16 protein-coding genes are annotated in these 23,455 nt (G+C 70.7%); 8 read left to right on the top strand and 8 right to left on the bottom strand.

What is annotated here, in order from left to right:
* Window positions 1-410: 410 nt before the first annotated feature.
* The 3 genes from ABN028_RS23220 (at window position 411) to ABN028_RS23210 (ending at window position 6,806) form a co-directional block, all read left to right on the top strand.
* Entirely contained in the window at window positions 411-2,813 is a 2,403-nt protein-coding gene (locus ABN028_RS23220; RefSeq protein ID WP_349698087.1) for an anthranilate synthase component I, read from the top strand.
* Window positions 2,814-3,079: 266 nt separating this feature from the next.
* Window positions 3,080-6,106 carry an FAD-binding and (Fe-S)-binding domain-containing protein gene (locus tag ABN028_RS23215; RefSeq protein WP_349698086.1) on the top strand — a complete coding sequence of 1,009 codons (3,027 nt, stop codon included), beginning with the start codon at window positions 3,080-3,082 and terminating at the stop codon, window positions 6,104-6,106.
* Window positions 6,099-6,806, top strand: a complete 708-nt coding sequence (locus ABN028_RS23210; RefSeq protein WP_349698085.1) for a carbon-nitrogen hydrolase family protein — start codon at window positions 6,099-6,101, stop codon at window positions 6,804-6,806. Before ABN028_RS23215 ends, ABN028_RS23210 begins: the two co-directional genes overlap by 8 nt.
* Before the next feature lie 27 nt (window positions 6,807-6,833).
* Here ABN028_RS23210 and ABN028_RS23205 read toward each other — a convergent pair whose 3' ends face one another.
* The gene (locus ABN028_RS23205) at window positions 6,834-10,193 is read right to left on the bottom strand and encodes a S41 family peptidase (RefSeq protein ID WP_349698084.1); all 3,360 of its coding nucleotides are present in this window, start codon (window positions 10,191-10,193) and stop codon (window positions 6,834-6,836) included.
* Window positions 10,194-10,329: 136 nt separating this feature from the next.
* On the opposite strand from ABN028_RS23205, the gene ABN028_RS23200 reads away from it, so the two are divergent.
* The 3 genes from ABN028_RS23200 to ABN028_RS23190 are packed head-to-tail and all read left to right on the top strand — an operon-like array spanning window position 10,330 to window position 13,980.
* Entirely contained in the window at window positions 10,330-10,851 is a 522-nt protein-coding gene (locus ABN028_RS23200; protein WP_349698083.1) for a 2Fe-2S iron-sulfur cluster-binding protein, read from the top strand.
* Window positions 10,848-11,840 (top strand): FAD binding domain-containing protein, encoded by a 993-nt coding sequence (locus ABN028_RS23195; RefSeq protein WP_349698082.1) that lies wholly within the window; start codon window positions 10,848-10,850, stop codon window positions 11,838-11,840. The genes ABN028_RS23200 and ABN028_RS23195 overlap by 4 nt, the downstream gene beginning before the upstream one ends.
* Window positions 11,841-11,895: 55 nt before the next feature.
* On the top strand, window positions 11,896-13,980 hold the full coding sequence (locus tag ABN028_RS23190) for a molybdopterin cofactor-binding domain-containing protein (RefSeq protein ID WP_349698081.1): 2,085 nt from the start codon (window positions 11,896-11,898) through the stop codon (window positions 13,978-13,980).
* Window positions 13,981-14,002: 22 nt separating this feature from the next.
* Here ABN028_RS23190 and ABN028_RS23185 read toward each other — a convergent pair whose 3' ends face one another.
* Window positions 14,003-14,809 carry a class I SAM-dependent methyltransferase gene (locus ABN028_RS23185; protein ID WP_349698080.1) on the bottom strand — a complete coding sequence of 269 codons (807 nt, stop codon included), beginning with the start codon at window positions 14,807-14,809 and terminating at the stop codon, window positions 14,003-14,005.
* A gap of 256 nt (window positions 14,810-15,065) precedes the next feature.
* Between ABN028_RS23185 and add the strand changes: the two genes are divergently transcribed.
* Window positions 15,066-16,043, top strand: coding sequence for an adenosine deaminase (gene add, locus ABN028_RS23180; protein ID WP_349698079.1), 978 nt, complete (start codon window positions 15,066-15,068; stop codon window positions 16,041-16,043).
* Between the two features lie 96 nt (window positions 16,044-16,139).
* Here add and ABN028_RS23175 read toward each other — a convergent pair whose 3' ends face one another.
* The 5 genes from ABN028_RS23175 to ABN028_RS23155 all read right to left on the bottom strand — a co-directional run bounded on the left by ABN028_RS23175 (window position 16,140) and on the right by ABN028_RS23155 (window position 21,479).
* Window positions 16,140-17,255: a dienelactone hydrolase family protein gene (locus ABN028_RS23175; protein ID WP_349698078.1), complete on the bottom strand. Its 1,116-nt coding sequence runs from the start codon at window positions 17,253-17,255 to the stop codon at window positions 16,140-16,142.
* A gap of 48 nt (window positions 17,256-17,303) precedes the next feature.
* Window positions 17,304-18,122: a GntR family transcriptional regulator gene (locus tag ABN028_RS23170; RefSeq protein ID WP_349330391.1), complete on the bottom strand. Its 819-nt coding sequence runs from the start codon at window positions 18,120-18,122 to the stop codon at window positions 17,304-17,306.
* A 53-nt stretch (window positions 18,123-18,175) separates the two neighbouring features.
* The gene (locus ABN028_RS23165; protein ID WP_349698077.1) at window positions 18,176-19,189 is read right to left on the bottom strand and encodes a BadF/BadG/BcrA/BcrD ATPase family protein; all 1,014 of its coding nucleotides are present in this window, start codon (window positions 19,187-19,189) and stop codon (window positions 18,176-18,178) included.
* Window positions 19,190-19,242: 53 nt separating this feature from the next.
* Complete coding sequence (locus tag ABN028_RS23160; protein WP_349698076.1) at window positions 19,243-20,544, bottom strand: family 4 glycosyl hydrolase; 1,302 nt, start codon at window positions 20,542-20,544, stop codon at window positions 19,243-19,245.
* Between the two features lie 116 nt (window positions 20,545-20,660).
* Window positions 20,661-21,479: a 6-phosphogluconolactonase gene (locus ABN028_RS23155; protein WP_349698075.1), complete on the bottom strand. Its 819-nt coding sequence runs from the start codon at window positions 21,477-21,479 to the stop codon at window positions 20,661-20,663.
* Window positions 21,480-21,627: 148 nt separating this feature from the next.
* Here ABN028_RS23155 and ABN028_RS23150 point away from each other — a divergent pair, with 148 nt between their 5' ends.
* The gene (locus ABN028_RS23150) at window positions 21,628-22,026 is read left to right on the top strand and encodes a YccF domain-containing protein (RefSeq protein ID WP_349330387.1); all 399 of its coding nucleotides are present in this window, start codon (window positions 21,628-21,630) and stop codon (window positions 22,024-22,026) included.
* A gap of 443 nt (window positions 22,027-22,469) precedes the next feature.
* Here the strand turns inward: ABN028_RS23150 and ABN028_RS23145 are convergent, their stop codons facing one another.
* Window positions 22,470-23,450 (bottom strand): GNAT family N-acetyltransferase, encoded by a 981-nt coding sequence (locus ABN028_RS23145; protein WP_349698074.1) that lies wholly within the window; start codon window positions 23,448-23,450, stop codon window positions 22,470-22,472.
* Between the last annotated feature and the right edge of the window lie 5 nt (window positions 23,451-23,455).

Here is a 23,455-nt window from a genome sequence, read left to right as displayed (position 1 = left end):
CGCCGATCGGCCCCAGCTCCCCCGGCGCGGGTGGCGACGGGTTCCCCATTGGATGAGGGGCCCCTGATCCAATGGCGGTTCGCATGAGGGTGCCCCTGATCCAATAGGTTCGTGTGAAGGGTCCCCTCACCCAGGCCAGGCCCGTCGCAAGGGTCCCCTCATCCAAGCGGTGCACCCTCGACGGGGTTCCCTCGTACCAACGAGATGTCCCTCGCCCCGTGCTAAGGTGCGGCCCATGCGCAGACGGAACGCACTCCAGCTTCAGTGGTGGCGCCGCCTCTAGGCGGCAGCCCTCGTTCCGTAACGCAACTGACGATCGAACGATGCGACCGCCCTCACCGGCGGTCGCTTTCTTGTGTCCTACCCAGGAACAACCCACCGGTGCGGGCCCACCTGAAAGGGCGACCACCGTGGACGACACGACCTGCTACCGCACCGCCGGCGGGATCGCCGTGACGCGCACCACCAGCCGCGCCGACCGTATGGACCTGGTCGACCGCGCCGACCCCAACCACCCCGTCGACCCCACCGACCGCGCCGGCCGCGTCGACCGGCCCGACCGGACCGACTACGCCGAGCGCGGCATCCGCGACCAGCTCGAGGAGTTCGCCTCCGGTGTCGAGACGCGGCGGGGCGGGATCCTCAGCTCCGGCATCGACTATCCAGGCCGCTACAGCCGCTGGCATCTTGGTTACGTCGACCCGCCGCTGGAGATCGCGGCGCGCGGTCGCAGGGTCACCGCGACGGCGCTCAACGCGCGGGGTGAGGTCCTGCTGTCCGCTGTCGCGGCCGTGATGAGTCGCACCGGCGAGGTCGTGGCGACGGCGGCGGATCACCTCGAGGTCGAGGTCCCGGCTGCGGCCGGTGACGGGTTCGCTGAGGAGGAGCGCGGCCGGCAACCGACCGTGTTCACGACCCTGCGGGCGATCGTGGCGCTCTTCTCCTACGACGGCGACCACCAGCTCGGGCTCTACGGTGCGTACGGCTACGACCTCGCCCACCAGTTCGAGCCGCTGCGCCTGGTGCACGATCGCGGGGCCGCCGCCCATCGCGACCTGGTGCTGCACCTCCCGGACGAGATCCTCGTCGTCGACCGGAAGCGCGAGACTTCCGTGCGATATGCGTACGACTTCATCGTCGACGGCGTGAGCACGGCCGGCCTGCCCCGGCACACCGAACCGACGCCAGTGGTACGCAGCCAGGAGGTGCCGCCCGCTCCCGTTCCCGGCAGGTACGCGCAGATCGTCCGCGACGCGAAGGAGCGGTTCTTCCGGGGCGACCTGTTCGAGGTGACGCCCAGCCATGTCGTCCACGGACCGTGCGCGTCGCCGGCGGCTTTCTACTCGCGGCTGCGGGAACGGAATCCGGCGCCGTACGAGTTCTTCTTCAACCTGGGCGAGGGTGAGTACCTCGTCGGCGCGTCGCCGGAGATGTACGTCCGCGTGACCGGCTCCCGGGTCGAGACCTGTCCGATCGCGGGGACGATCCGCCGTGGTGCCGACCCGCTGGAGGACGCCGAGCAGATTCGTACGCTGCTCAACTCCACCAAGGACGAGGCCGAGCTCACCATGTGTACCGACGTCGACCGCAACGACAAGTCCCGCGTCTGCGTACCCGGCAGCGTCCGGGTCATCGGCCGTCGCCAGATCGAGCTCTACAGCAGACTGATCCACACGGTCGACCACATCGAGGGGACACTGCGGCCCGGGCTCGATGCGTTCGACGCGTTCCTCACCCACATGTGGGCGGTGACGGTGACGGGCGCGCCGAAGCAGTGGGCGATGCAGTTCATCGAGGACCGCGAGGACGCGCCGCGCCGGTGGTACGGCGGAGCGATCGGCGTCGCCGGCTTCGACGGATCGATGAACACCGGGCTCATGCTGCGGACGGCACACATCTCCAGCGGTGTCGCGTCGGTGCGGGTGGGGGCGACGCTGTTGTACGACTCGGATCCGGAGGAGGAGGAGCGCGAGACCCACCTCAAGGCGCAAGCGCTTCTTGACGCCCTCGCGACGCCGGGTGACGTCGACCGTGGCGCGGCGGAAGCGCCGTCTGGTGGCGCAGGATCTGGTGCCGCAGGATCTGGTGGCGCAGGATCGGGTAGCGCTGGTTCCGGGGGTGTCGCCCCCGCGGCGGTCGAATTCCTTCCTGGTAACGGGATGCGGGTCCTGGTCGTCGATCACCAGGACTCGTTCGTCCACACGCTCGGCGACTACTTCCGGCAGCAGGGTGCCGGCGTGACGACGCTGCGGTACGGGTTCGCCGAGGCGACGCTGGACGAACTCGCGCCGGATCTCGTCGTGCTCTCCCCCGGTCCGGGACGCCCGACCGACTTCGACTGTGCGTCGCTGCTGCGGGCACTGGACGCACGCGGCCTGCCGGCGTTCGGGGTGTGCCTGGGGCTGCAGGCGATGGTGGAGTACGACGGCGGTGCGCTCGACCTGCTGCCCTATCCCGCGCACGGCAAGCCGGCCGAGGTCCACGTGCTGGGTGGCAAACTGCTGGCCGGCATGGGCGCGAGCTTCACGGCCGGGCGGTACCACTCGCTGTTCGCCACACCCGACCAGGTTCGCGCCACGACCGTACGAGGCGGCGCTGGCGGTGGGTTCGCGGTGACGGCGACGACCGCGAACCAGACTGGTTCGGGTGAGACAGCGGCCGTCGCGATGGCGATCGAGGATCCGGTCCGCCGTCGCTGGGCGGTGCAGTTCCACCCGGAGTCGATCCTGACGGCGACCGGCCGCGCGGGTCACCAGGTGGTCGGCAACGTGCTCACGATGTGCCGGAGTCGCGCGACGATCACTGTGATCTGAATGGGGTGCCTTCCCATGATCATGTATGGGGGCCTTCCCATGATCATGCGTTAGAAACTGGGCTGATGAGCCGCACAATGGCCCCGTCTATCCACGCATGATCATGGTCCAGGGGGACGCCGGCGACTGGTGTGCGCGGGCTGGCGTCCCCGGTCCTGTCGCCGCGCCCCCGCCGTCCTGTCGCCGCGCCCCCGCCGGACCCCGCCGTACTGTCGCGCCCTGGGGTGGTGGGCGCTGAACAGAGCCGGCGTGGAAGGCTCGATGCTGTGCCGCCTGACCCGCGTACGTCCCACCCTCAAGGCCACCCGACCGGTAGCGACCACCCGTCCGGCAGCGACGTACCGGCCGAAGCCGTCCATGCCGCGCTCGCGAAGGTTGTCCGAGGAGCGGTGCGCTTCGACGCGGGCAGCCGGGCGATGTGGTCCGCCGATGCGTCCAACTACCGGCACGTGCCGATCGGTGTGGTCCAGCCGTACGACTCCGACGACGTCCTCGCCACCCTCGACGTCTGCCACCGCCTCCGCATCCCCGTACTCCCCCGCGGCGCCGGCACCAGCATCGGCGGGCAGGCGGTCAACACGGCCGTGGTGCTGGACTTCAGCCGGCACCTGAACGCCATAGTCGACATCGACCCCGACACCCGAAAGGCACGCGTCCAGCCCGGCGTCGTCCTCGACGACCTGCGGGCCGCCGCGCGGCCGCATGGGCTGACGTTCGGGCCCGACCCGTCGACGCACAGCCGGTGCACGCTCGGCGGCATGATCGGCAACAACGCCTGCGGGGCCCACTCGGTGGCGTGGGGCAAGACCGTCGACAACGTGGCCACGCTGCGGGTCGCCCTGCTCGACGGTACGCAGCTCACCGTCGGCCCGACCTCGGACGCCGACCTCGCCCGCCTCACCTCTGCCGACGGACGGATCGGGCGGCTCTACCGCGATCTCGTCGCCATCCGCGACCGCCATGGCACCCGGATCGACCAGCTGTACGGAGTAAACCCGGCCGGCCGGCCTCCCAGCCCGACGACACCGACACCGACACCGGCGCTCACTCGGAGGGTGTCCGGGTACAACCTCGACCAACTCCTGCCCGCACACGGATTCGACCTCGCCAAGGCGCTGGTCGGCACCGAGGGTACCTGCGCCACCCTGCTCGATGCCGAGGTCGCGCTCGTGGAGGCACCGCCGGCACGCGCCCTTGCGGTGTTGGGTTTTCCGGACCAGTTCGTGGCCGCCGACAACGTCCTACCACTCCTCGATCTCGCTCCCCTCACGATCGAGAGCGTCGACGCGGCGATCGTCGAGATCGTCCGCAGCCGCAACCCCGCCAACCCGGTGCTCGACACCCTGCCCGCCGGCGGCGCCTGGCTGTACGTCGAGACCGGCGGCGAAACACCCGCACACGCCCGCCAGCAAGCAGAGGCCGTCGCCCGCGTGATGGCAGGCGTCGGCGCGACGAACCTCGTCGTGTCCGATCCCGCGCACATGCGGGCGCTGTGGCGAATCCGGGAAGAGGGCGCCGGAAGCACCACCCGGCTCACCGACGGCGGCGAGGCCTGGCCCGGATGGGAGGACGCGGCGGTGCCGCCGCACCGGCTCGGCAGTTACCTGCGCGGATTCGACGCGTTGATGCGTACGCACGGCAGGCGCGGTATCTACTACGGGCACTTCGGCGACGGGTGCATCCACGTCCGGATCGACTTCGACCTGTTGAGCAAACCCGGCGTCGCGGGGTTCCGGAGGTTCATGGAGGAGGCCGCCGACCTCGTCGTGGAGCACGGCGGGTCGTTGTCGGGCGAACACGGTGACGGCCAGGCGCGCGCCGAACTCCTCGACCGGATGTACCCCGACGACATCCGTACGGCATTCGGAGAGTTCAAGGCCGCATGGGATCCCGACGGACTGATGAACCCGCACCGCATCGTCGATCCTGCGAAGCTCGACGACGATCTGCGGGTCTTCGTGGCGCCGCCGACGGTGCGACCCGCCGAGACGACACTCGCCTTCACCCACGACATCGACGGCTTCTTCGGCGCGACGAGACGCTGCATGGGTGTCGGCAAGTGCCTCGCGTCGCAGGGTGGCGTGATGTGCCCGAGCTACCGGGTCACGCAGGAGGAGAAGCATTCGACCCGGGGCCGGGCGCGGCTGCTGTTCGAGATGGCGAACGGAGAGGTCGTCTCCGACGGTTGGCGATCCGCGGAGGTCCACGACGCGCTGGACCTGTGCCTGTCCTGCAAGGGATGCAAGACCGACTGTCCGGTCGGCGTCGACATGGCGAGCTACAAGGCGGAGTTCCTCTCCCAGCACTACGCTCGGCGCTTGCGTCCACTGTCCCATTACTCCATGGGGTTCCTGCCGCTGTGGCTGCGGATGGCCGCCCCGCTCGCGCGGGTCGCGAACGCGGCCGCCCGGGTGCGGGCACTTGCGGCCGTCGCCAAGAAGGTCGGCGGGATCACACCCGAGCGGGAGATACCGCCCCTCGCGGACAAGACGTTCGTCCGTACGTTCCGGAGGCATCGCGCGGCGGCCGGGGCCCTGCCGGTCGACGCGCCGCGGGTGGTGCTGTGGCCGGACACGTTCACCAATGCGTTCGATCCCCAGATCGGCATGGACGCGGTGGCGGTGCTGGAATCGCTCGGCTACCGCGTCGAGGTGCCGACGAAGCGGGTGTGCTGCGGCCTCACCTGGGTGTCGACCGGCCAACTCGGTGTCGCGAAGCGTGTCCTGCAACAGACGTTGGCGACCCTGCAACCCTGGCTTGACGACGGCGTTCCGGTGGTGGGGTTGGAGCCGAGCTGTACGGCGTTGTTCCGGGGTGAGCTGACCGACCTGCTGCCCGATGACGTGCGAGCGACGCAGTTGCGGCGGCAGACGATGACGTTCGCCGAGCTGCTCGCCCGCCACACCGACGATTTCGTCGTCCGCACGCCGGATCTACATGCGCTCGTCCAGGTGCACTGCCACCAGCATGCAGAACTCGGGTTCGCCGCCGACACCGCCGTGCTCGAAGCCCTGCGGGTGAAGGCGGACGTGCTCGACTCGGGATGCTGCGGACTCGCCGGCAACTTCGGGTTCGAGAAGGGCCACTACGACGTGTCGATGGCCTGTGCCGAACGCGTCCTGCTCCCGGCGGTCCGCAAGGCCGACACCGAGGTTGCCGTGCTGGCGGACGGGTTCAGTTGTCGTACGCAGGTACGCCAGGCCGGCGAACGCGAGCCCGTGCACCTGGCCCAGCTCGCCGCCCGCGCGCTCGGGGTGGGCTCCGCGTCCGGAGGTGAAGGTCAGCGTGCGTGAACCGTTGAGGATCGCGGTCGCCCAGCCGCTGCTGGTGTCGTACGACGTGGCGACGAACGCGGCGAGCCACGCCGCGACGATCCGCACGGCAAGCGCCCGGGTGGTGGCCTTTCCCGAACTCTCGCTGACCGGATACCAGCTGGACGCGCCGCCGATCACGGCCGAGGATGCACGCCTCGGCCCCCTCGTCCAAGGCTGCGCCGAGACCGGTTCGCTCGCCCTGGTTGGCGCCCCGGTGGCGGGCGAGGCTGGGCGGTCGTACCTCGCGATGCTGGCCGTCGACGGCACCGGCGCCTCAGTGGCGTACCGCAAGATGTGGCTGGGCCCAGCAGAAGAGCGCCGGTTCACCCCAGGCAGCAAACCCGCCACGCTCGACGTCGACGGATGGCGGCTCGGCCTCGCGATCTGTAAGGACACGGGCATACCGCAGCACGCGACCGACACCGCCGCCCTCGGAATCGATGCGTACGTCGCCGGCGTCCTGGAGTCGGCCGACCGCGCGGGCATCCTGGCCGAGCGGGCCCACCGGATCGCCCGCCAGCACAGGGTCTGGGTGGCGGTGGCGAGCTTCGCGGGTTCGACCGGTGAGGGCTACTCCCACGCCGCCGGGCGGTCAGGAATCTGGAACGCCGACGGCACGGTAGTCGCGCAGGCGGGCCCCGAACCCGGCGCGATCATCCGCGCCACCCTCACCTCGTGAGCCGTCGGCGCAGCCGACCGTTCTCGGTCAGCGCGGGCGGGGGGCTAGCGGCGGGGCGCCAAGACGCGGGCGTTCGTCGGACGTCGGTACGTGCGGCGGGCTGGCCGCCAACTCCTCCAGCGCCACCTCGATCGCCTTGTCCAGTTGCGGATCCTGGCCACGGGCGAAGTCCTGCGGCGTGATGTCGACCTCGATGTCGGGGTCGGTGCCGTAGTTCTCGACCCGCCAGCCCACGTCGTCGAACGAGAACGAGAACTCCGGCTGGGTCGTGATTGTGCCGTCGGCGAGCCGGTGCTGGGGTGAGATGCCGATCACGCCACCCCAGGTACGCCGGCCGATCAGCGGGCCGAGCTTCCGCAGCTTGAACGCATGGCAGAAGATGTCGCCGTCCGAGCCGGCCGCTTCGTTCGTGAGGGTGACCAGCGGCCCGCGCGGCGACTCGGGCGGATACGGCTCCGGCTCGCCCCAGCGCGGGAAGTCGTAGCCGATCCGGCGGCGGGCCAGCTTCTCCAGCAGCAACGGCGAGACGTGGCCGCCGCCATTGAACCGGACGTCGATCACCAACGCGTCCCGGTCGTACTCCCGCAGGAACGCACGGTGGAACTCCGCGAACCCGCGCGGCCCCATGTCGGGAATGTGGAGGTAGCCGACGCGACCGTCGGTGCGTTCACGGACATAGGAACGGTTGGCCTCCACCCAGTCGCGGTAGCGGCCGGCCTGTTCGGACTGGACCGCCCGCACGCTCACGGTCCGCGGGTCCAACGCACCACCCGCACCAGCCGAGTCAGGAGTAGCAGCCGAGTCAGCCGTCGCCGCATCGGCCGTCGCGGCCGAGCCGGCCCCTGACTCCGAAGCCGCACCGAGGACCGTCAGTTGCACCTCTTCGTCGGCCTGGTTGACCAACGGCTCGCCGGGCACGACGTGGCCCCCGTCCGGCGTACGACCGATCGGTTGGCCGTTGATGGCGAGCACAACATCACCCGCCGCGATGGACACACCTGGCCGGTTCAGCGGCGACGTCGCACCGGTGTTCCATTGGTCACCGCCGACGATCCGGTCGACCTGGTAGTGCCCCGTCTCGGGGTCGAACAGCCAGTCGACCCCGAGGAAACCCTGCTGGTAGTGGGGTCCTGGCCGGTACGCACCACCCAGCTCGTACGCATGGGAGGTCCCGAGCTCACCCTGCAGCTCCCAGATCAGGTCGGACAGCTCGGCCCTGGTGGCGACCCGATCGACGAGCGGCAGGTAGCGGGCGTAGACCTGGTCCCACGCCACACCCGACATGTCCTCGACCCAGAACTGGTCGCGCTGCAGGCGCCAGGTCTCCCGGAACATCTGCCGCCACTCGGCGCCCGGGCGCACCGACACCTTGACCCGTTCGAGGTCGATCCAGCCGGTGCTACGCCGGGCCTCGTCGGCGTCCTCGCCCGGTTTCTCGCCGGCCTTCAGCACCCGCAGCCGCTCGCCGGCGCGGTAGAGGAGGGTGCGCGCGCCCCGGTCGAGCCAGAAGTCGCTGATGCCGTCGACCAGGCGTTCCTTCTTCTGGGTCTCGAAGTCGTAGGAGTCCAGCACCGCCCTGGCCGCCGGGGCGAGGTTGTACCACGGCGCCTCCTGGCTGCCCTCGACCGGCAGGCTGGCGAAGAGGGCCTTGCCGTGGATGCCCGCGATCTTGGTGTAGTGCCCCTCCGGAACCGGAAAGGTCACCACCCGGTCGGGCAGGCCGTCGACGTCGATCTCGACCGGCGTCGGCCGGTCGCCCTCGGCCTCCTCGTCCTCCTTGCGTTCCTCCTCGGCCTTCTTCTGCTTGGCGGCGGCCTCGCTCACCAGCGGCTTCGGCTCGGGTACGAACGGCGAGCCGACATCGCGCCGCAGCGCCACCGCGTAGGGCCGGGTCCCGAGCGGGAACCCGAGCTCGAACTGCAGGGCGTCGTAGACCGGGTTGAAGTCGCGCTGCCCCAGGAAGTAGAGGTACTTGCCGTCGGGGTCGAAGCTCGGTGAGCGGTCGCGCAGCACGGGCCGCGTCGCCGGCCAGGTCTCCCCGGTCTCCACGCGGCACAGGGTGATCGCCTGCGTCTGCGGACTCTCCGGCTTGGCGTAGGCGAGCCACCGGCCGTCAGGAGCCCACGCCAGGTCACCGATCCGGCCGGACCGGCTCGCGTCGAGCCGCCGCGCGCTCGGATCGTCAGCCGCGAGGTCGACGACGAGCAGTTCGCAGCGGTGGTTGGCGACCGCCACCAGGTCGGCGTGCGGCGAGACGGTCATTTCGACGACCCGGCCGATGTCGACCGTGTCGAGCCACCGCGGCGGGGCGCTGCCGTCGGCGGTGAGGACGACCAGGCGTTCCTCCTCGCGGTCATCACTTCCCGCCGCGACCAGCCGCTTGTGGTCGCCGAGCCAGGTCAGCAGGCGGTACCGCACGCCGTCGGGCTCCCCGTGCTGGCGGACCGCACCCTCCCAGTGGGCGAACGAGAACGCCTTGCCGCGGGTGGTGACCGCCAGGTCGCTCCCGTCCGGACCGAGGGAGGCTGAGTCGAGATAGGTCCCGGCCGGAACGAACTGCCGGTTGCGCTGTGTGCGGGACGTCGCCAGCCGCACCGGGATCTGCCGCGGCTCGTCGTCGGCCGGGTCGAGCAGGTAGAGGTCACCCGCCCGGTGATAGACCAGCCGCGCGCCATCGCAGCTGAGGTTCCGCGCGTAGTAGTCGTCGTGATCGGAGTGCCGACGCACGTCCTCGCCGGCCGGAGTGCAGGAGTAGACGTTGCCGATGCCTTCGTGGTCGGACAGGAAGTAGATCCGCTCGCCCACCCAGCACGGGCTGGCCAGGTTGCCGTCCAGGGTGACCAGCCGGCGGAACTCCCCGCTGCCGTCGGCGTCGACCCACAACTCGCCGGCCGTGCCGCCGCGGTAGCGCTTCCAGCGGGCCGGGTCGGCGGTGTTGCGCCCGAGCACGACCCCACCGGTCGGGGCGGACGACATGGACTGGGCCCATCCGTACGGCAGTTCCTCCGACGGGCCGCCGTGCCGGCTCACCGCGCGCAGGCGGGCCTCGTTGACCGGGCGGGTCGCGGTGCTCGCGTAGGCGATCGTGTCGTCGTCGAGCCAGTCCGCCACCGCGCATCGCGGCGCGGCCTCGAACGTCAGCCGCCGCGCGGTGCCGCCGGCGGCAGGCATGACGTAGACCTCGCCGGGTCCTTCCTCCTGGCCGATGAACGCGAGCTGCGACCCGTCGGGTGACAGGCTCGGGCGGGACGCCTCCGCGACTCCGGCGGTCAGCCGCCACGCCCGGCCACCCTCGGCCGGCACGCTCCACAGATCATCGTCGCTGACGAACACCACGACGTCGCCGTTGATGCTCGGAAACCGCAGGTAGCCCGCGTCGTCGATCATGCCGTTCGTTCCCTCCCCAGGCGCGTGGACCTCGAGCCTATCCGCGATCACCGGCGCATCCCACACTCCGGAAGTGTCGCCGGTTGAGCCGCTGGGTACGTCGGAATGAGCGTGTGGCGCGTGCCGTGAGAGCCAGGTGAACATCAGCGTGGATGCCCAGATCACCCTCCGAGTCGATGGCGAGTCCCGGTCGCTGACCGTGGACACCAGGACGACGTTGTTGGACGCCCTCCGCGAACGGCTGGCGGTGACGTCGCCGAAGAAGGGCTGTGACCACGGCCAGTGTGGCGCGTGCACGGTCCTGCTGGACGGACGCAGGGCCCTCACCTGTCTCGCGCTGGCGATCGCCCACGACGGCGCGGAGATCACCACCGCGGCGGGCCTCGCGGACGGTGGCGAGCTGCACGAGATGCAGCAGGCGTTCGTCGACCACGACGGGTTCCAGTGCGGGTACTGCACACCGGGCCAGATCTGTTCGGCGATCGGGATGCTGGACGAGGTGAAGGCCGGTCATCCGAGTCACGTCACGAAATACCTCAACGGCGGCCACATGGAGCTGGTCGACGAGGAGATCCGGGAACGGATGAGCGGCAACCTGTGCCGGTGCGGTGCGTACGTCAACATCGTCGCCGCGATCCGAGAGGTGGCCGCGCAGTGAAGCCGTTCGACTACACGCGGGCGCTCGACGCACCCACCGCCGTCGCGATGGTGTCGGAACGACCCGGGGCGGCGTACCTGGGCGCCGGTACGAACCTCGTCGATCATCTGAAACTCGGCGTCGCCACCCCGAACCTGCTCGTCGATGTGAGCGGGCTCCCCTTCGACCGGATCGTGCCGCGGCCGGACGGCGGTGTCCGGGTGGGCGCGGCGGTGTCCAACACTGACCTGGCCGTGGACCCGATCGTCCGGGCCGGCTATCCGATGCTGTCGCGGGCGCTGCTCGCCGGCGCATCTGCGCAGCTGCGCAACGTGGCGACCACCGGCGGGAACCTGTTGCAACGCACCCGGTGTGTCTACTTCCAGGACGTCACCACTGCGTGTAACAAGCGCGAGCCCGGTACGGGCTGTTCGGCGATCGACGGGTTCCACCGCGACCTCGCCATCCTCGGCGCGTCCGAGCACTGCGTGGCGACGCACCCGTCGGACATGGCCGTCGCTCTGGCGGCACTGGACGCGTCCGTGGTCGTCCTCGGTGTGGACGGCGAACGCAGCATCCCGATGAGAGACTTCCACCGGCTGCCGGGTGACGAGCCGGAGCGGGACACGGTGCTCGCGCACGGCGATCTGATCACGGCCATCGACCTGCCGGACCTCCCGATGGCGGTCCGTTCGACCTACCGCAAGGTACGCGACCGGGCGTCGTACGCCTTCGCCCTGGTGTCCGTCGCGGCGGCGCTCGAAGTCACCGACGGCACTGTCTCCGACGCCCGGATCGCGCTGGGAGGGGTGGCGCACCAGCCGTGGCGTGCGACCCGTGCGGAACAGGCGCTGCAGGGCGCACCCGCTACCGAGGACAGTTTCCGGCAGGCGGCCGACGCCGAACTCGCCGCCGCGCGGCCGCTCCCCGGCAACGCCTTCAAGGTCCCGCTGGCGCGGAACACCATGGTCGCGGTGCTGCGGGACCTCGCGCGTGAGGACTGGGCTTGAGCCGCCCCCGCGGCCCGTGGCGGTCGTTGGCCGACGGACCGGCGAAGGAGACACCGTGACCGACCTGCTCCGGCCGCGCGAGATGGGCCAGCCGCACACCCGGGCCGACGGCGTCGCCAAGGTGACGGGCACCGCGGCCTATGCGTACGAACAGAAGGTCGACAACCCGCTCTACCTCTATCCCGTCCAGGCGACGATCGCCCGCGGCCGGCTCACCGGGATCGACACGGCGGCCGCCGAGGCCTGCGACGGGGTGGCATTCGTCCTCACCCACGAGAACGCGGCACGGCTCGCCTCGAACGACGACCTGGAGTACTGGGTGCTCCAGTCGGGGGACGTCGCCTACCGCGGCCAGTTCATCGGCGCGGTCGTGGCGGAGAGTTTCGAGACCGCACGACACGCGGCGACCCTGGTCCGCGTGGACTACGCCGCCGAGCCGCACGACGTCGTCCTCCGCGCGGACCGCGACGACCTCTACGCGCCCGATCATGTGAACCCGTGGTACCCCACCGACAGCGCCCAGGGTGATGTCGAGGAGGCGTTCGCGGACGCGGCCGTCACGGTCGACCAGACCTACACCACGCCCACCGAGCACCACAACCCGATGGAGCCGCACACGACCGTCGCGGTGTGGGACGACGACGGGCTGACGATGTACGACTCGTCCCAGGGTGTGCACTGGGTCAAGGCCACGATGGTGCCGGTGTTCGGCCTCGACGCCGACACCCTGCGGGTCGTCTCGCCGTACGTCGGCGGCGGCTTCGGGTCCAAGGGCATGCCGCACGCCCACAACGTGCTCGCCGGGCTGGCCGCCCGCATGGCCGCCGGCCGACCGGTGAAGTTCACGCTGACCCGGCAGCAGATGTTCGGTCCGGCCGGGCACCGTACGCCGACCATCCAGCACATCCGGCTCGGTGCCGGCGCCGACGGACGCCTCACCGCGATCGCCCACGAGGCGGTCGAGCATACGGCGAGGTTCAAGGAGTTCGCGGAGCAGACGGCCGTCGCGACCCGGCTGATGTACGCGGCGCCGAACCGGCGGACCACGCACCGGCTGGCGCGCCTCGACGTTCCGGTGCCGACCTGGATGCGGGCACCCGGCGAGACGCCCGGCATGTTCGCGCTCGAGGTGGCGATGGACGAGCTCGCGGTCGCCTGCGGCCTCGACCCGATCGAGCTGCGGGTCCGCAACGATCCCGAGCGCGACCCGGAGTCCGGGCTGCCCTGGTCGAGCCGTGGTCTGGTCGCCTGCCTGCGCGAGGGCGCCCGACGCTTCGGGTGGGAGTCGCGCGACCCCACACCGGGCGTACGCCTGCGCGACGGCTGGCTCGTCGGCACCGGCGTCGCCAGCTCCACCTACCCTGCCGGGCGCCTGCCCGGCTCGGCCGCCTCGATCCGTTCCGGCGGCGACGGGCGGTACGAGGTGTCGATCGGGGCCGCGGACATCGGTACCGGGACCTGGACGACCCTGGCGCAGATCGCCGCGGACGCTCTCGACGTACCCCTCTCCGCGATCGAGCTTCGCATCGGTGACACGGCCCTCCCCTCCGCCTCGGTCGCGGGCGGATCCACCGGGATGGCGAGCTGGGGTTCGACGGTCGTCGCGGCGGCACGTGCGTTCCGGGAACGACACGGGGTGGACGCGCCCGCCGGGGCGGAGGTCACCGCCGGCATGCCGGACAATCCGCATGAGGAGAACTTCGCGATGCATGCGTTCGGGGCGCAGTTCGCGGAGGTCCGCGTCAAAGCCGACACCGGCGAAGTCCGGGTGCCACGCATGCTCGGAGTCTTCGCCGCCGGCCGGATCATCAACCCCACCACCGCGAGGTCGCAGTTCATCGGCGGCATGACCATGGGCCTGTCCATGGCCCTGTTCGAAGAAGCCGTCGTAGACCCCCGCTTCGGCCACGTCGTCAACCACGACTTCGCCAGCTACCACATCGCCGCCCACGCCGACATCGCCGACATCGACGCCACCTGGATCGACGAGGACGACCCCTACGTCAATGTCCTGGGCTCCAAGGGCATCGGCGAGATCGGCATCGTCGGAGCGGCCGCCGCCATCGCCAACGCCACCCACCACGCCACCGGAACCCGGATCCGCGACCTGCCGATCACGCTCGACAAGCTGCTCAGGTGACGCGGCGTGCGCCACTCGGCGTTCAGTCCGTACGGATGAACTGGGCCATCTTCTGGCCTCGCCGGTGACTCCAGTCGCCGACGTAGACGAACGTCCAGGGGCCTACGCCGGCTACCCATTCCAAGTCCGCCTGGGTGTAGTGGAACGGGTCACGATGGGAATAGGTCCAGCCCTTCCGGTCCGGCCGGCGCTGCCGCTCGTCGAGCGGTAAGGCGTCAGCGGCCTCGAAGAACGTCGTGAAGTAGCTCGCGCCCGGCTTGGTCACCTTCGCCAGCTGGTGAAGACACAGCCGAAGGTGGTTCAGCGGCAGGTGGCTCCACACCGACACCGACAGCATGAAGTCGAAGGTGACGCCGAAGTCGTCGCAGGCGAACATGTCGGTCTGCCGCAGATTGGTCGCCGGCATCCGGTCGGTCAGTCCCGCCCTGGGGACCTCGTGTTCGATGCCTGCCTTGAGCAAACTCTGGTTGAGGTCGATGCCGTAGTAGTGCCCGGGTTCGAGGTAGCGGATGAAATGGAGACCGCCCCGCAGCGCGCCGCAACCGACGTCCAGCAACCGGTGATCGGGCCGCAACCCCTGGGAGACAAGGAAGTCGAACTGGAGCTTCCCGACCTCCTGCCAGTAGGCGCCGACGCGCTTGCGATGCAGGCCGGCCTCGATCTCGTCGTCGCTCAGCTGCTTCGCGTAGTTGTTGAACGACCTGACCCGGGACGCCGGCGAGCGGAGCTTCGGATACCACCGCCGGGGGTTGTTCTTGCCGGACCTGCTTTCCTTGTCCATCGACGCGCCACCCAGATTGGCCGACTTGTCCCACTTGTTCCAGAGCATGGTTCTCCAACGGAGCCGAGTCCCGTGGCAGGCACGTCGTCACGACGTCGAACACGGCACCGTAGGCTCCGCCCCAGAGAGTGTCAATGTGGCGATGGGCTCCCCTCACTGTCGTTCACTGTCGGCCGCACTGTCGTTCATTGTCGGCCGCACTGTCGGCCCTACTGACGGCCCTCATATCGGAGCGGCGCTCGGCTCGGTCCCGCGCTCCTGAGCGTGATCACGAAAGTTCTGCTCCGGATGCGATCATCGACCGATGCGAGACCTGAGCGCGCTGCCCAAGGCCCACCTGCACCTTCACCTCGACGGCGCCCTGCGGCTGTCGACCTACCGCGAGCTCGCGGCAGCGGCCGGGCTTCCTGCTCCACTGCCGACGTCGTACGGCAGCTTCGCCGATTTCGGCGAGACGATCATGGCCGCGGCCCGGTCGATGCGCACCCGGGACGAGGTGGGTCGGGTCGTCCGGGAGATCGTCGAGGACGCCGCAGCGGCCGGCGCCCGCTGGGTCGAGGTGTCGATGTGGCCGGGGCTGTTCGGCGGCCGGATCGGTACGCACGACGAGGCGATCGCGGTGGTCGTCGAGGCGGGCCGGGCGGCCGCGGCGGCGGCAGGCACCGGATTCGGGCTGGTCGTCGCCGCCAATCGGGACCGGGGGCCCGCGGAAGCGGTCGAGGTGGCCCGGTTGGCGGCCACTCGCGCGGGCGGTGGCGTCGTGGGCTTCGGCCTGGACGGCGACGAGACCGCCGCGCCGCCGGCCGACTTCGTGGACGCGTTCGGCATCGCCCGGGCGGCCGGGCTGCTCGCGGTGCCGCACGCCGGTGAGCTGAGCGGGCCGTCGAGCATCCGCGACGCCCTCGACCTGCTCGGAGCGGACCGACTGATGCACGGCGTGCGCGCCGTGGAGGATCCCGCGCTCGTGTCCCGGCTCGCCGAGGGGCCGACCAGCCTCGACGTGTGCCCGACGAGCAACGTCATGCTCTCCGTCGTACCATCCCTGTCCGACCATCCGCTGCCCCGCCTGCTCGACGCGGGGGTGGCGTGCAGCGTGAACGCCGACGACCCGTTGCTGTTCGACACCGACCTGCTCAGAGAGTACGAACGGTGCCGCGACGAGCTGAAGCTCACCGACGACCAGCTCGCCGCCGTCGCGCGGACCTCCGTCCTCGCCTCCGCCGCGCCCGCGCAGGTCAAGGAACAGGCGTCCGCGGGTATCGACGCCTGGCTCGCCAGCTGACCGGCTCCGTGGAGTTCGCCAGCTGACGGGCCCTGCGGGCCACGTCAGCGGACGCGCGTCTCCGCGCGCTACGCCAGCTGGGCGCGTCCCCGCGGGCTACGCAAGCTGCGCGCGGAGCCAGGCGAAGGCCGACTCCTGCATCGCCACGTCGAACTTGTGCGGCCCGTCGTAGAACTCGCCGACGTACGCCTCGGGCGCGCAAGCCTGCCGGTAGTGCTCCGCGATCGCCGCGTCGGCGGCCTTCATCCCGTCGAGGGTGAAGAGCTGGTCGTCCCGGTCGTACTGAACCAGCAGCGGAGCGGGCGCCCGGCTCGCCGCGAGGTCCGGCCAGTCGCACAGTCGGGCCAGGCCGGGCGGGAAGAACATCCACGTGTGGTTGTCGACCAGCCGGTCCAGCAAGGCGGCGTGCGTACTCATCATGCCGACGACCACGGCGGCACCGATGTCGTCGCAGGTCGCCTGGAGCAGCGCCGACCGGCATCCGCCGCCGGACAGGCCGACACACCCGACGCTCTCCCCGGCGACGTCTGGCCGGGACCGGAGATAGGCGACTGCCACCCGGTCTTCGTACGCCACGACGCCGGCCAGCGTGGTTCCCAGGACGCTGCAGTACTTCGCCACCAGGTCCTCGTGCAGCCGGGCACTGCGTTCGTACGCCTCTTCCGGACCGTCACCCGCCGCGGCCGCCGACTGCGCGCCCAGCAGGCGGATGCGTTCGGGCATCGTCTCCAACGGAAACCGCCGGCTACTCCAACAGAAGGCATCGGGCACGACGACGACGAAACCCTCGCGCGCCAGTGCGTTCGCGTACGCGCGCCCGCCGTAGGCCTGGTCCCGCATCCGCGCGACCGTCTCGGCGACGGACCCGTCGGGACCGTCGGCGATCTTCTCCTTGCCGTACGCCTTGACGCCATCGTGACTGTGCAGCGCGACAACGCCGGGCAGCGGCCCCGTGGCGCCGCCCGGTCTGAGCACCCATGCCTGCGTCCGCGGGCCGTAGCCCACCGACCACGAGACCTCCTCGACGGCAACTCCGTCGCGGGACCAGGTGCGATCGGTGCGTACGTCGGCCGGGACCGCCGGCAGCGCACCGAAGCCGAGGACGTCGCCGATCGCGTTCCGGAGATCCGGGCCAGGCTTGACGGGCGGGCGCTCCCCCTGGTGCCGGGCGGCCGCGTGGACGAGATCGGTGTACGCGCCAAGGTGCTCCACGCGAAGACTCCTTCCGTACGACCGGTCAGGACAGTTCTGAGCGGCCGGTCAGGACAGCGGGCGGTAGAGGTCGGCCTGGAAGCGGTACGCATCGCCGCGGTAGGTCGTCCGGCTGGTCAGCACCGGCACCTCGGCCGCGTCGTAGGTGGTCTCCTGCCCGACGAGCACCGGACTGCCTTCGTCGATGTCGAGCAGGTGGGCGGCCTCGCGATCCGCCGCAGCGGCCTGCACGGCGTAGGAGCTGCGCGCCACGACCACACCGCACAGGTCGGCGAGCGCGTCGTAGAGCGAACGGTCCTCCAGGTCTGCGTCGACCAGCGCTTCGGCGCGGGTGGCGACCAGGACCGTGGTGTCGAGGCAGACGGGTACGGCGTCCATGCCGCGGACCCGCCGCACCTCGAGGACCCGGGACGACGGGGTGATCCGGAGACGTTCCGCCTCCTCGAACGTCGCCGGGCGTACCTCCTGGGCGAGGATGTGCGAGCTTGGCTCGAGTCCCCGGGCGCGCGCCATCTCGCTGAAGCTCTGCAGGATGCTGGGTGGCTCGCCGACGACCCGGCGCGCCACGAACCACCCGCGCTGGGACGCCCGCGTCAGCTGGCCTTCGGCGGCGAGGCGGCCGAGTGCCTGGCGCAATGTCGTACGACTGACACCGAGCCGCGCGGCGAGGTCCCGCTCGCCTGGGAGGCGGGAGCCCTCCGGATAGATGCCGCGGCGGAGGCCGTCGGCCAGTTCGGTGTAGGCGAGCTGCGCGGCTGGCCCCGGCACCTGTGCCATGTCGGAGTCCAGCGGGGCAGGCGGGTCGAGGGCGGGGTCGGGCATCGCGGCGCGCCCCGCGCCGGTCCCGGTCCCCACCTGGGTACTCACAGCGTGGACGGTACCAAGCCGGCGCCCGCTCACGTCCACGTCAGCATCCGTGCTCAGGTCCGGACGAACGCCGGCGGCGGCATGGACGCCCGCAGCCGGGCGATGACCTCCGCGGTCACCTCCACGCCGGCCTCGGCCAGCGCGTCGAGGGCGGCGCCCGCGACGGGCGGCAGGGTCGCGAGCCGTGGTCGGGCACTGGCGAAGCGTTCGGGCAGGGCGGCCAACACGGCGGCCCGCACCGGTGACCCGTCGGCATCGATCACCGAGCCGGCGAGGACGACCGGCACCTCCTCGCTCGCGACGTCGAAACCGACTCTCGCCGCCGTCACCCGTGCATAGTCGGCCAGGTGCTCCCCGTGTTCGCGCAGGATCCGCAGGGCCTCAGCGTCGCCGTCCGCCGCCGCCCCCGCCATCTCCCGGGCGGCGGTGTGCCACGGCCGCGACGGCCGGCCGCCCCGGCGGGTGAACTGGTGCAGCATCTCCTCGGCGTCGGCGTACCCGAAATAGGCCAACAGCCGCTTCGTCAGCGCCGTCTTCGGCCCGAGACCCAGCTCAGCCCGGTAGACCGCCCGCAGCGCGCCGGCCACCAGTCCCGACGCACCGTGGGCGTCCTGGATCCAGAAGCTCATGCTCCACTCGGCACCGCCCCGCCCACGTCCCGCCACCGCCGAGCCGGTGCCGCCGATCACCGCCACGCCGATCCCGCTCGGTTCGCCGCAGCGGATCGCCGCGAACCCGTCGTTCGAGATCGAACACCGGTCGTACGCCCGCAACGCCGCGACGTCCGGCAACTCCGCCGCCAGCGCGTCGACCCAGAACGCATGGTCCTCCGGCCAGTCGACGCCTGCCAACCGGAAGGCCGCGCCACCGATGCCGTCCGGTTGCGCGCCTGTCAAGGCCTCCTTGACGGCGGCGATCACGGCCTCGACCGCGGCGCGCTCGGAGGGCGCGCCGTAGATGTCGCCGTTGCCGGACCGCCCGTTGCCCACGACCTCCCCGGCCGCGGTGCAGAGCAGGGCCACGGTCTTGCTGTTGCCGGCGTCGACGCCGAGGTAGAGCGGGGTCATCAGGCCAGCACCTTAGACGAACGGCGGGGGGTGTCTGGTGGGATCACGGCTCCCTAGGCCTGCAGTCGGGCCGGCAGGTGGGCGGCGTGGGCGGCGGCCATCTCGGCGTACAGCTCCTCGGCGACGGGCAGCGTCGGCACCAACGGATGGGCGGCCAGCGCACGGACCCCGTCTGCCGCGGACCCCTCCCAACCGGCCTTCGCCGCGAGCACCTGGTGCTCGGCCAGCGCCTGCACGAGCCCGCGCACGGCATGCGGCAGCGGCTTCTGCGGCAGCGGCGTGAACCCGCTCGCGTCCACCTTCGTCGACACCTCGACCACCACGTCGTCGTCGAATCCGGGCAGCGCCCCACCGGCGTTCGGCAGGTTGACCGGCAGCACCTCGCCGGTGTCGTTGTAGAAGGCGTTCATCGCGTCGATCGCGAGCTCCAGTTCGTGAATGCCGCCGCGGGACCGCCGCGGGTCGAGCACGGGCGCGTCGGACTTCGCCTGCTCGGTGTAGTGCGCCCAGTAGCCCGGGACCTCGGCCATGATGTCCTCGGCTCGGGTGGTCGCCTTGCCGCGCAGGTGCCGCAGAACCTCGTCACGGAAGTAGTAGTTGAGGAAGTAGTACGACGGAACCGACTCCATCGCCAGCGCGAGCCGGATCAGCTGGTGGGACCCCTCCGACATGCTCGGGTCGTCGCGGCGCCCGTCGTACGCCTCGCGCAGGACGGCGATGAAGTCCTGCCCGTCGTAGGTGTGGGTGGTGCTCCAACAGTTGTGGTTGATGCCGACCATCGTCGCCTGCAGCTTGTCGGGATCGAGACCGGCGGCCTCCGCGACCCCGCGCGGGAAGATGATCGGCCCCTCGCACAGCGAGACGATCGGGATGTCGGTGTAGCTCGTCATTGCCTGCGCCACGATGTTGACCGGGTTGGTGTAGTTGAAGATCCGGGCGTTCGGCGCGACCGCCGCGAGGTCGTCCGCCACCGCCTGCATGACCGCGATCGAACGCAGGGCCATGAAGAACCCGCCCGGACCCTGCGTCTCCTGGCCGATCACGCCGTGCTTGAGCGGGATGCGTTCGTCGAGGGCGCGGGCCTCGAAACCACCGGGCCGGAAGCTGGACAACACGGCGTCGACGTCGCGCAACCCTTCCCTGCGGTTCGTCGTCGCGGTGATTGTGAGGTCGAGGCCGGCATGCTTCGCCATGCGTACGGCCAGTTCCTTGATCAGGGCGAGGCGTTCGGCATCGAGGTCGATGAGCACGACCTCGGATCCGTCGAACTCCGCGCCGTGATGGACGAACGACGCCATCGTGCCGGCCGCACGCGTCGAACCTCCGCCGAGGTAGGCGAGCTTGATCCGGGCCATGACTTCTCCTTCGCCTGCGTACGGAACGATCTTCGAAAGCGGTGGACTGTCTTCGAGAGCGGTGGACTGTCTTCGAGAGCGGTGGACTGGGGGCGGGTTCTGCGGCCAGAGGCTGGTCAGAACCTCGTGGCGTGTGGTGGACCGGACTGGGCGGCCTTGTCGACGTACAGCGCGGGCTTCTGGCACTCGGTGATCACGGTGGCCGGCCAGTCGGGGTCGTACCGATCGGCGGTGGTGAGCCTCGCGGCGGCCTCGGACTTGTCGGTGCCGTGGACGAGCATGACGGCACTCTTCGAATGGCGCCGGATCGTGTCGATGCCCACCGTGACGCCGTGTTCGGGGACCCGGTCGAGCGAGCGGAGGTGCGGGAACGTCACGAGGTTGTCCCGGCGCGTGCTGTCCGCGAGGGTGACGACCCGGCTGACCGAGCCGGCTGGCGTACCCGGCGGGTTGAACGCCACGTGCCCGTCCGTCGCACCGGTGGCGAGGATGAAGAGGTCGATCCCGCCGACGGCCGCGAGCTTCTGGTCGTAGTCCTCCGGGTCGGCGGGATCGGGCATCCACAGCTGGTCGGCGGGGATGGCCCGGCCGGGACCGGCGGCGGTCGAGAGCGGTTCGGCGATGACCTCGCGGCCGAACCGGCGACAGCTGTGCGGCAGGTCGTCCGGGACGTGGGCGAAGCCGGCGCGCTGCGTCGATACGGGCTCGACGTAGTCGTCCATCATCGCGATCACGAGCCCGGACACGTCAAGCTGGCGCTGGCGGACCAGGCCGGCGAGAGCGGTGTAGGTCGTCATCGGGCTCCTCCCGCCGGGGCAGCCGAGGACGTAACGCCGACCGGCCCTCGTCGCCGCCTCGAGCCCGTCGGCGATCCTGACCGCCAGCGCCTCGCCGAGTGCGGACGGGTCGGCGAACACGGTGGGATGTACGCGCACGCGGGTGGGCTCCTTCGTCGTGTTCACCGTCGCCGGCTGGACCACCTGGACCTTGTAGACGTTATCTGGTCTAACTGGTACGCCTCAAGAGGAGTTTTCGACATCCGGACCGCCCACCGAGGCTCGATGCGTGCGCGACAATGAAGGAGTGCGGCTCCTTCTGAACGTGATCTGGTTGATCTTCGGCGGCTTGTGGCTCGCCCTCGGCTACGCCGTGGCCGGGGTGGTCCTGTGCCTGCTGATCATCACGATCCCCTTCGGTGTCGCGTCGTTCCGGATGGCCAACTTCGCGTTCTGGCCGTTCGGGCGGCGCCTGGTCGACCGACGCGACGCGGGCGCGCCGTCCCTGCTGGGCAACGTGATCTGGGTCGTTCTCGCCGGGTGGTGGCTCGCGCTCGCCCACATCGTTACCGGCATCGCACAGTGCCTCACGATCATCGGGATCCCGCTCGGACTGGCCAACTTCAAACTGGTGCCGGTCTCGCTGTTCCCGCTGGGCAAGGAGATCGTCGACGCCGACGACCCGCTCGCCTTCGTCGCCCGCTGAGCTCCCGACTCCGGTGACTTCGAAGCCGACTGCTCTGAAGGTGCGACGCCGCCCGCCAGCTCCTTGCAAATGACCACGCTGAGCATGCCCCAACACCCCGGGCAGGGCATCGACGCCTCGGCGAGGAGCACTTGCCTGGCCGGCCAGGCAAGTAACCTGCACGGCCAGGGTTGTGAGCGGGAGCCTGTTCGACGACCAGGGTGATGAGCCAGATCGACCGGGACCGACCCGGGGCAACCAGGCAGACCGACCCTGGGCAACCTGGCAGACCGACCGGGCCGATCGACTGACCAACCAAACATGCCGCCCAACCAGACAGACCGCCCGAGGAAGCCGAGCGCAAAAGCCCACGCTAGCTAGGCCTGTGGACTTTGCCGAGGCGTCCATGCCTGGTCCAGGTAACACAGGCATGCTCAGCGTGGTCATTCGCGGCCCCGGGCGACCTACCGGATGAGCAAGGTGACGATCTGACGCTGGCCGTAGACCGTGAACCCCAGTCGCCGCAGGATCGGCGCCGACGTACCCACGTTGGCGTGGACGAGCGCCAGGGTCACGCCGCGCGCCACGGCGTCGCGCAGCCGCGCGGCAACCAGCGCGCGATAGGCACCGTTGCCCCGCAACGCCGGTAGGACGCCGGCACCCCACAGCCGGGCCACGGGACCGGCGAGGGTGTAGCCGCCACTTCCGGCAGGCTCATCGGCATGTCGGGCGAGGAAGAGTCCGGGCTCGTCGCCGAGATTGTCGTACTGCTTGTCGATCTCGGCGTCCGTCGGCTCGTCACCACCCCAGACCATCGCCCCCACCCGCATGGCGGCGCCCGTGTCCTCGCGGGTGGCGACCGGCCCCGCGGTCACGCCCTCCGGCACCGGAATGGTCGGCAGGCCGGTGGTGAGGTCGTACGCACAGACGTCCAGCGTCACGGTCACCTCACCGCCCAGTGCCTGAAGGACGTCGAGCAGGTTCGCGGGCCGCGGGTCGGGGCCGACCCCCCACATCACCCGGTCGGCGCCGTGGCGGCGGGCCAGGTCGGCGACCTTCATGATCAGCCGGCGAGTGGCGTCCTCGGTGTCCGGCGTACTGTCGGCGCCGGCACCTTCGGGAGCGAGTTCCGCAGCCGTTCCGGTGCCCGCGCCCTGGCTGGCGGCAGGGTCGGGGTCAGCGGCAGGGTCGGGGTCAGCGGCAGGGTCGGGGTCAGCGGCAGGGTCGGGGTCAGCGGCAGGGTCGGGGTCAGCGGCAGGGTCGGGGTCAGCGGCAGGGTCGGGGTCAGCGGCAGGGTCGGGGTCGGGGTCGGCGCGGATGAGGGTCGCGGCTCCTGCATTGACATACAGGTGGATCTGGTCCGTCTCCACCTCCGTCGCGCCCGGCGGTATCCAGTGCCACTTCGCCGACTCGGCGAGAATCCGGTCCGCATCCCACGTCGTCACCCTCG

This window comes from Actinopolymorpha sp. B17G11, from assembly GCF_040196095.1.
GTDB lineage: Bacteria > Actinomycetota > Actinomycetes > Propionibacteriales > Actinopolymorphaceae > Thermasporomyces.
Note: the sequence above shows the minus strand (reverse complement) of the source record. Positions and strands in the feature narration are given on the sequence as shown.